Origin of the sequence: Paenibacillus elgii NBRC 100335 (assembly GCF_004000865.1) — a bacterium.
In the GTDB taxonomy this organism is placed as follows: Bacteria; Bacillota; Bacilli; order Paenibacillales; family NBRC-103111; genus Paenibacillus_G; species Paenibacillus_G elgii.
This window is the reverse complement of record NZ_BIMB01000064.1, coordinates 35,598-41,864: the sequence shown is the minus strand read 5'-3', so window position 1 is coordinate 41,864 and position 6,267 is coordinate 35,598. Positions and strand designations below refer to the sequence as shown.

Genomic DNA, 6,267 nt, shown 5'->3' with positions numbered 1-6,267 from the left:
CCCGCTTGCCCTGCATCCGCCGCCGCCGCTGGCAGAGCGGCTTTGCCGGCCTCTCCCGCGCTTGTCGCGGCCTGGCTCCCCGCCGCAGCGTCTGCCTGCTTCGGCTGCGCTCCGACAGCCGAAGTCTCCGCCGCCGGGGCGGACGCTGCCGCCGAAACGGAAGAATCAACCGGCCCCCCGGAAGACAGGGGAACCGGTTGATTGCAGCCGGAAACGAGGAGCGTAACGGCGATCAGGCCGACGGTTAAGGCGGTCATGCCTCTTGGTTTAAGCCGCATGGGTAACGCCTCCATTCACTCCGTAATTTCCATTTATCGTTTGATCTTGCGAGCCTGCTTACTTCGCGAGCACTTCCAGGATGGAGCTGCCGGACACGAACGTCGTGCCGTTCTCGAATTTATGCTCCAATGTAACATCCTTGCCGTTTTTCGTTGCTTTGCCGCTGTTCAGATTCAAAACAACCGTGCTGTCGTTCATTTGAATCGTAATTTCTCTTGTCGACGCGTTGAACTTCACCGTACCGCCCATCATATTGACGAAGCTGGCCAGCGGAACCCAGTTTTTGCCGTCCGATTTCGCATCGGATGCATTTAGGCCAAGCGCGTTAGCCATGCCAAAGAACACATCGGTGTTATCCATCGTGCCTTTGAAATATTGCGATCCCGGGCCGTAGGCCATCAGCGGCACGTCATCGGCCGTATGGACGCCTTGGCTGTCCGCCTGACTAATGGTGCCCGATCTCAGGAAACGGTCGCGGTTCGGATCGTCCGGATTCGCCAGCTTGGCCGGATTGGCTATATATTGGCCGTCTTTGTTTTTCACCGTCGGGGAAGTCGGCACCGCATCGAATTTGTAATCTTCATAGTAGTCGGGGTGAGAGCCGAACACGACAGCCAGCTTGCGGTCAACGTCCGGCGTGTCCGGGAACCCGTCACCGTTGCTGTCGACATACGTCGGGAACTTGGAATCCTCGTACGTGCGCAGCGCTTCGCGGCCGGATTTGCCGTCGCCTTCCCAATACGTTCCTGCTACGCTGACGGAGTGCGAATGGTCCGCCGTAACGATGATCATCGTCTCGCCGTTCTGCTCGGCGAACCGCTTCGCGACGCCGATTGCTTTGTCCATCTCGATCGTATCGTAAGCGGCGCGCTCCCAATCCAGCGGGTGAAGCTGCTTGTCGATGCTTGCGCCTTCGACCATCAGGAAGAAGCCTTTGTCATTTTTGCTGAGCGTATCGAGCGCTTTTTGCGTCATGTCCCACAGGTTCGGCTGATCCGTGAACGATTTCAGCTCCGCTTTGTTGTTCGTCGAGCGGTCGTAGTATACGCTCATGTCCGACGTATGGAACAGGCCGAGCAGCTTGTCCGGCGCATTCGCCGCTTTCAGTTGGGTGGCGTTTTCTGCGATCGTGTAGCCTTTTTGCTGGAACATATCGAACAGGTTTTTCTCGTCTTTCCGTTTGGAGCCCGGCGTCGTTTTCGGAAGGAAGTACGCCGATCCGCCGCCCAGAATCACTTCCGGCTGCAGCTTGTACAGCATTTCGGCGATTTCCGGCTTGTCCGAGCGTCTGCGCGTATGGGAGACGACGGCCGCCGGGGTGGCATCCTCGATTTCCGACGTCGTGACGACGCCGACCGACATGCCGCGGGTGCGCTTAAGCATTTCCGCCAGCGTCTCGACCTTCGGATCGTCAAGCGAGCTTTCCGTATTGTCCGGGTAGATGCCCAGGCCGTTGACCGCGGACTTGTGTCCGGTATTGTACGCGCTGGCGCTGTTGGCGGAGTCCGTCACGAGCGCATCCATGCCGGAGGTCGTCACGACCGCGCGCTGATCGAATTTATCCATTTCGAGCAGACTGTTGTACTTGCCCTCGGTGATGCCTCTGGACATGATGCGGGACATCGTAATATCCGGGAAAGCCATGCCGTCCCCGACGAACAGGATGACGTTTTTCGCCTTTTTGCCGCCTTGGTCGGCGAGCACGACTTCGTATTTCACGGTTTTCGCCAAGCCGTTGTCGGCTTTGACGGCGACTTCATAGGTGCCGGGTTCATTGATTTTGACGTCCCGGATCGTGAACTCCTGGCTTTTGTCTGTGTTGGTTTTGACAAGAGGCTTGCCGAAAAATTGCTCGGCATCTTTGCCGTTCACCGTAATGCTGACGGACGACGGCATCGCCGTCAGGTGATTTAATTCCACACGGAAGTCGAAGAGGCTTCCGGCTAAAAATTTCGCTCGGTCGATAGGTGCGATATACACGGATGGAGCTTGCGCGGTTTCCGCCGCATAAGCCGCCGGTACAGGCTCGGTAACGAATCCCGTGCCGCTTGCAAGCAGGCTGCCGGTGACCGCGATGGTGGTTAAGACTTTAAAAGCCTTTTTCATTATAAATAAGCACCTCCACTAGAATTGGACAACTCGATTATAGGCAAGTTGTGTAAAGGGGGATGAATGATTACGTTAAGAAATTATGAAGAATTTGACTTGCTTGTCCCAAAACGAACAAAACCCGAAAAAAAGCAACCTCAGCTGAAATTTTCCTCCTTACGCCGGAAGCGGCGGGCCACTACAATGAAAGTGATGAAAATGCTTACATACGAAAGTGCGAGCCGGAGGTGCAGTAGATTTGAGCTCTAACACACATACGCCGATTCGGCGACAGGAGCCGGAAGCCCTGAGCCGTTCGGCGTCCAAGCTGCTTCGCAGGCTCTACGGACAGCGTCATCTGCAAGTCATGGCGCTGCTTGGCGTCCTATGGATCGTCGTTTTCAACTATGTCCCCATGTACGGCATTGTCATTGCCTTCAAGGATTTCAATATCACGGCGCCGATTTCCGCAGCGCCCTGGGTGGGACTGGAGCATTTCAAAGCTTTTCTGGAAGACGACAGCTTGGCCGATGTGGTCAAAAATACGATCGGAATGAGCGTGCTCAAGCTGCTCTTCGGATTCCCCCTGCCGATCGTCTTCGCGCTCTTCCTGAACGAGCTGCGTTCCGTGCGCTACAAGAAGGCGGTACAAACGATTTCTTATTTACCCCACTTTTTGTCTTGGGTCATTCTGGGAGGCATCTTGGCGACCTGGCTGGCCGACGTCGGGATCGTCAACCGGCTGCTCCTAGCGATGAACCTGATCGAGGAGCCGATCAGCTATTTGGCCGAGCCCGGATATTTCTGGACCATTATCGTCACCTCGGACATATGGAAGGAGCTGGGCTGGTCCGCTATCATTTATTTAGCCGCCATCTCCGGCGTTTCTCCGGAAATGTACGAAGCGGCGACGATCGACGGCGCAGGCCGGTTTCAGAAAATGATTTATGTGACGCTTCCGGCGATCAAAGGCACGATAACCATCCTGTTCGTTCTTGCCGTCAGCGGCATTTTGAATTCGAACTTCGACCAGATTCTCGTGCTCAAAAATCAATTGAACGAGAGTGCCAGCAACGTCGTCGACGTGTACGTGTATCAGGTCGGGCTGAAGCAAAGCCGCTTCTCCTATGCAACCGCCGTCGGCTTGCTCAAATCGTTCATTTCGCTCGCTCTTCTGCTTTCGGCAAACTACATCACGAAGCGATTGAACAACACGTCCTTATTCTAGGAAAGGAGAGGATCGCAGGATGATTTCCATGAGCCGCAGAACGCTGCGGGAGGTTATATTCGACCGGCTGAACGATATCTTCATGCTCGTGATCTGCTTCGTTACGCTGTACCCGATCTGGTATGTGCTCGTGAATTCCCTTAACGATGGCAACGACGCGATGCGGGGCGGCATTTATTGGTGGCCCCGCATGTTCAGCTTCGACAGCTATTTTGCCGTATTCGCCAACGACGGCATCATGCTGGCGATGGGCGTGACGATCGCCAAGACGGTCGTCGGGACGGTCGTGCACGTGCTGTTCACCGCCATGGTGGCGTATGCGTTCTCACGTAGAGAACTGATCGGGCGCCGGGCCTATATGATGCTGGGCACAGTCACGTTGTTTTTCAGCGGAGGGCTCATTCCCTCGTACTTGCTCATTCGGGATCTGGGGCTGCTCGACAGCTTCTGGGTTTACATTATTCCGGTGATGTTCAGCTTCTTCGATCTGATCGTTTTCCAGGCGTTCTTCCGGGAGATTCCCGACGGGCTGGAGGAGGCGGCGAAGCTGGACGGCGCGAACGATTTCAAGATTTTCCGCTCGATCATTCTCCCGGTCTCGATGCCTGTCGTTGCGACGATTGCGCTTTTCCACGGGGTGTACCAGTGGAACGATTACTTTACGGGAATGATCTACATCAACAAAAGCGAGCTTCAGCCAATCCAGACGTATCTGTACAGAGTCGTGGCTCAATCCAGCTCTAATCAGATGATGGCCGCCACCTCCGGCACGATCGCGAAGTCCGTGTCCTCCCAGTCGATCAAGCTGGCGACGATGGTCATTACGTCCTTACCGATTGTGATCGTGTATCCGTTTTTGCAGAAATATTTTGTGAAAGGCTTCATGATCGGCTCCATCAAGGGCTGATTCCATATAATTACGAATACAGAAAAGGGGAAAATACAGATGGGAATGAGTAAAACGCGCAAAACGTTCGCTATGCTGCTTGCCTTGGTCACGGCCGTATCCGTGAGCGCCTGTTCCGCAGATCGCGGCAACGAACCGGCCAAAGAGGCAAAAACCGCTTCCACAGACCCGGCGGCTCCGGTCGGAAATCCCGATGAGCCGGGCTGGAAGTCCGACACGAAGCCGATTACGTTCGACTGGTATTTGAACTTCTCCTGGTTTCCGAACAAGTGGGGCGTCGATCCGACCTCCCAATACGTCACGAAGAAGACGGGCGTGAACATCAATTTTATCGTTCCGGCCGGCAACGAAAACGAAAAGCTGAATACGATGATCGCTTCCGGCAAGCTGCCCGATTTCATTACGCTGGGGTGGTATGAAGACGCGGTCAAGAAAATGATCGAAGGCAATATGGTTCTGCCTCTGGACGAATTGGCGAAGCAATACGATCCGTATTTCTTCAAGGTGACGGACCCGGCCAAGACGACTTGGTATACGCAGAAGGACGGCCATTTTTACGGGTATCCGAACGCGTCCTCTTCCCCGCAGGATTACAAGAAATACGGGGAGAATTTCGTTTCCAACCAGACCTTTATGGTCCGCAAGGATATGTACGAAGCTCTCGGCAAGCCGGATATGAGAACGCCGGAAGGCTTTCTGAAGGCGCTGCAGGCGGCCAAAGAGAAGTTCCCGAGCGTGAACGGCCAGCCGCTCATTCCGCTGGGGCTGAGCGAGTTTGGAGATACCGGCAACTACTCGCTGTTCGATGCAAACCAGAATTCCTCCATGCTGGCTAACTTTCTGGCCATTCCTTACGAAAAAGACGGCAAGCTCTACGACCGGTACACCGACCCCGAATTCGTGAAGTGGCTGAAGACGTTCCGTCAAGCGAACGAGCTCGGCTTGCTCGCCAAAGACATCTTCATCGACAAGCGTCCGCAGATGGAGGAGAAAATCGCCCAGGGCCGTTACTTCGCCATGCTGTTCCAACGCTCCGATATGGCCAACCAAAATATTTCGCTGTATCAAAAAGATCCGAACACGGCGTACATTGCCATCGATGGACCTGCTAACGCGAAGCAGGACCCGCCGACGTTGGCAGGTCCGGGAATTGCGGGCTGGACGGTGACGCTGATCTCCAAGGATGTGAAAGACAAGGCGAGAGCGATCAAGTTCCTCAGTTACCTGATCAGCGAAGAAGGGAATAAGGATCTGTTCTTGGGCGAAAAGGGCGTCAGCTACGATACCATTGACGGAAAAGACCAATTCAAGCCTGAAGCGCTCGACCTGCTGAACAAGGACCGCTCCGCTTTCGATAAGAAGTACGGTTCCTCTCATACCTTCTGGATGCTGATGGATACGAACATGAGCCTCAAATGGGCGCCGCCCAGCGTCGATCCGATCAAGCAACCGGAAGCGTGGACCCGGGGCAAGACAAAGAGCTTCTCGCAATACGATAACATCGTGCCGACAGGCAACTCCGTCGAAGGGATCGCCAACACGAAGATTGCCCAGCTCTGGGGCAAGGCGCTGCCGAAGCTGCTGCTTGCCAAGTCCGATGCGGAATTCGATCAGCTCTTCGACAAATTCCAGAAGGATCGGCAGGCCGGCGGATGGGAGAAGGTAAGAGCGTATCAGCAAAAAGAATTCGAGGCCAATACTCAAAAGATTGCGCAATTTGCCAAGTAATTCAAGCGGTTCGGCCCGCGAGCCCGGCTTCCGGGGG

General features: G+C 54.9%; 4 protein-coding genes and 1 pseudogene. 3 read left to right on the top strand and 2 right to left on the bottom strand.

What is annotated here, in order from left to right:
• Both PEL01S_RS30360 and PEL01S_RS30355 read right to left on the bottom strand, forming a co-directional pair.
• Positions 1 to 278: pseudogene (locus PEL01S_RS30360) on the bottom strand (hypothetical protein); the annotation flags it as partial.
• A gap of 58 nt (positions 279 to 336) precedes the next feature.
• A complete protein-coding gene (locus tag PEL01S_RS30355; RefSeq protein ID WP_127462894.1) occupies positions 337 to 2,385 on the bottom strand; it encodes an alkaline phosphatase in 2,049 nt (682 codons plus the stop codon).
• A 265-nt stretch (positions 2,386 to 2,650) separates the two neighbouring features.
• Between PEL01S_RS30355 and PEL01S_RS30350 the strand changes: the two genes are divergently transcribed.
• From PEL01S_RS30350 to PEL01S_RS30340, 3 genes are read left to right on the top strand one after another with little or no spacing between them, the layout of a single operon-like run.
• The gene (locus tag PEL01S_RS30350; RefSeq protein WP_255320175.1) at positions 2,651 to 3,595 is read left to right on the top strand and encodes an ABC transporter permease; all 945 of its coding nucleotides are present in this window, start codon (positions 2,651 to 2,653) and stop codon (positions 3,593 to 3,595) included.
• A 19-nt stretch (positions 3,596 to 3,614) separates the two neighbouring features.
• Positions 3,615 to 4,502 carry a carbohydrate ABC transporter permease gene (locus tag PEL01S_RS30345; RefSeq protein WP_108532792.1) on the top strand — a complete coding sequence of 296 codons (888 nt, stop codon included), beginning with the start codon at positions 3,615 to 3,617 and terminating at the stop codon, positions 4,500 to 4,502.
• 45 nt (positions 4,503 to 4,547) lie between these two features.
• Positions 4,548 to 6,230 carry a type 2 periplasmic-binding domain-containing protein gene (locus PEL01S_RS30340; RefSeq protein WP_127462896.1) on the top strand — a complete coding sequence of 561 codons (1,683 nt, stop codon included), beginning with the start codon at positions 4,548 to 4,550 and terminating at the stop codon, positions 6,228 to 6,230.
• Positions 6,231 to 6,267: the final 37 nt, after the last annotated feature.

Coding starts and splice junctions, on each gene's coding strand:
- PEL01S_RS30355 (WP_127462894.1), bottom strand. CDS start 2,385: ATGAAAAAGGCTTTTAAAGTCTTAACCACCATCGCGGTCACCGGCAGC.
- PEL01S_RS30340 (WP_127462896.1), top strand. CDS start 4,548: ATGAGTAAAACGCGCAAAACGTTCGCTATGCTGCTTGCCTTGGTCACG.
- PEL01S_RS30345 (WP_108532792.1), top strand. CDS start 3,615: ATGATTTCCATGAGCCGCAGAACGCTGCGGGAGGTTATATTCGACCGG.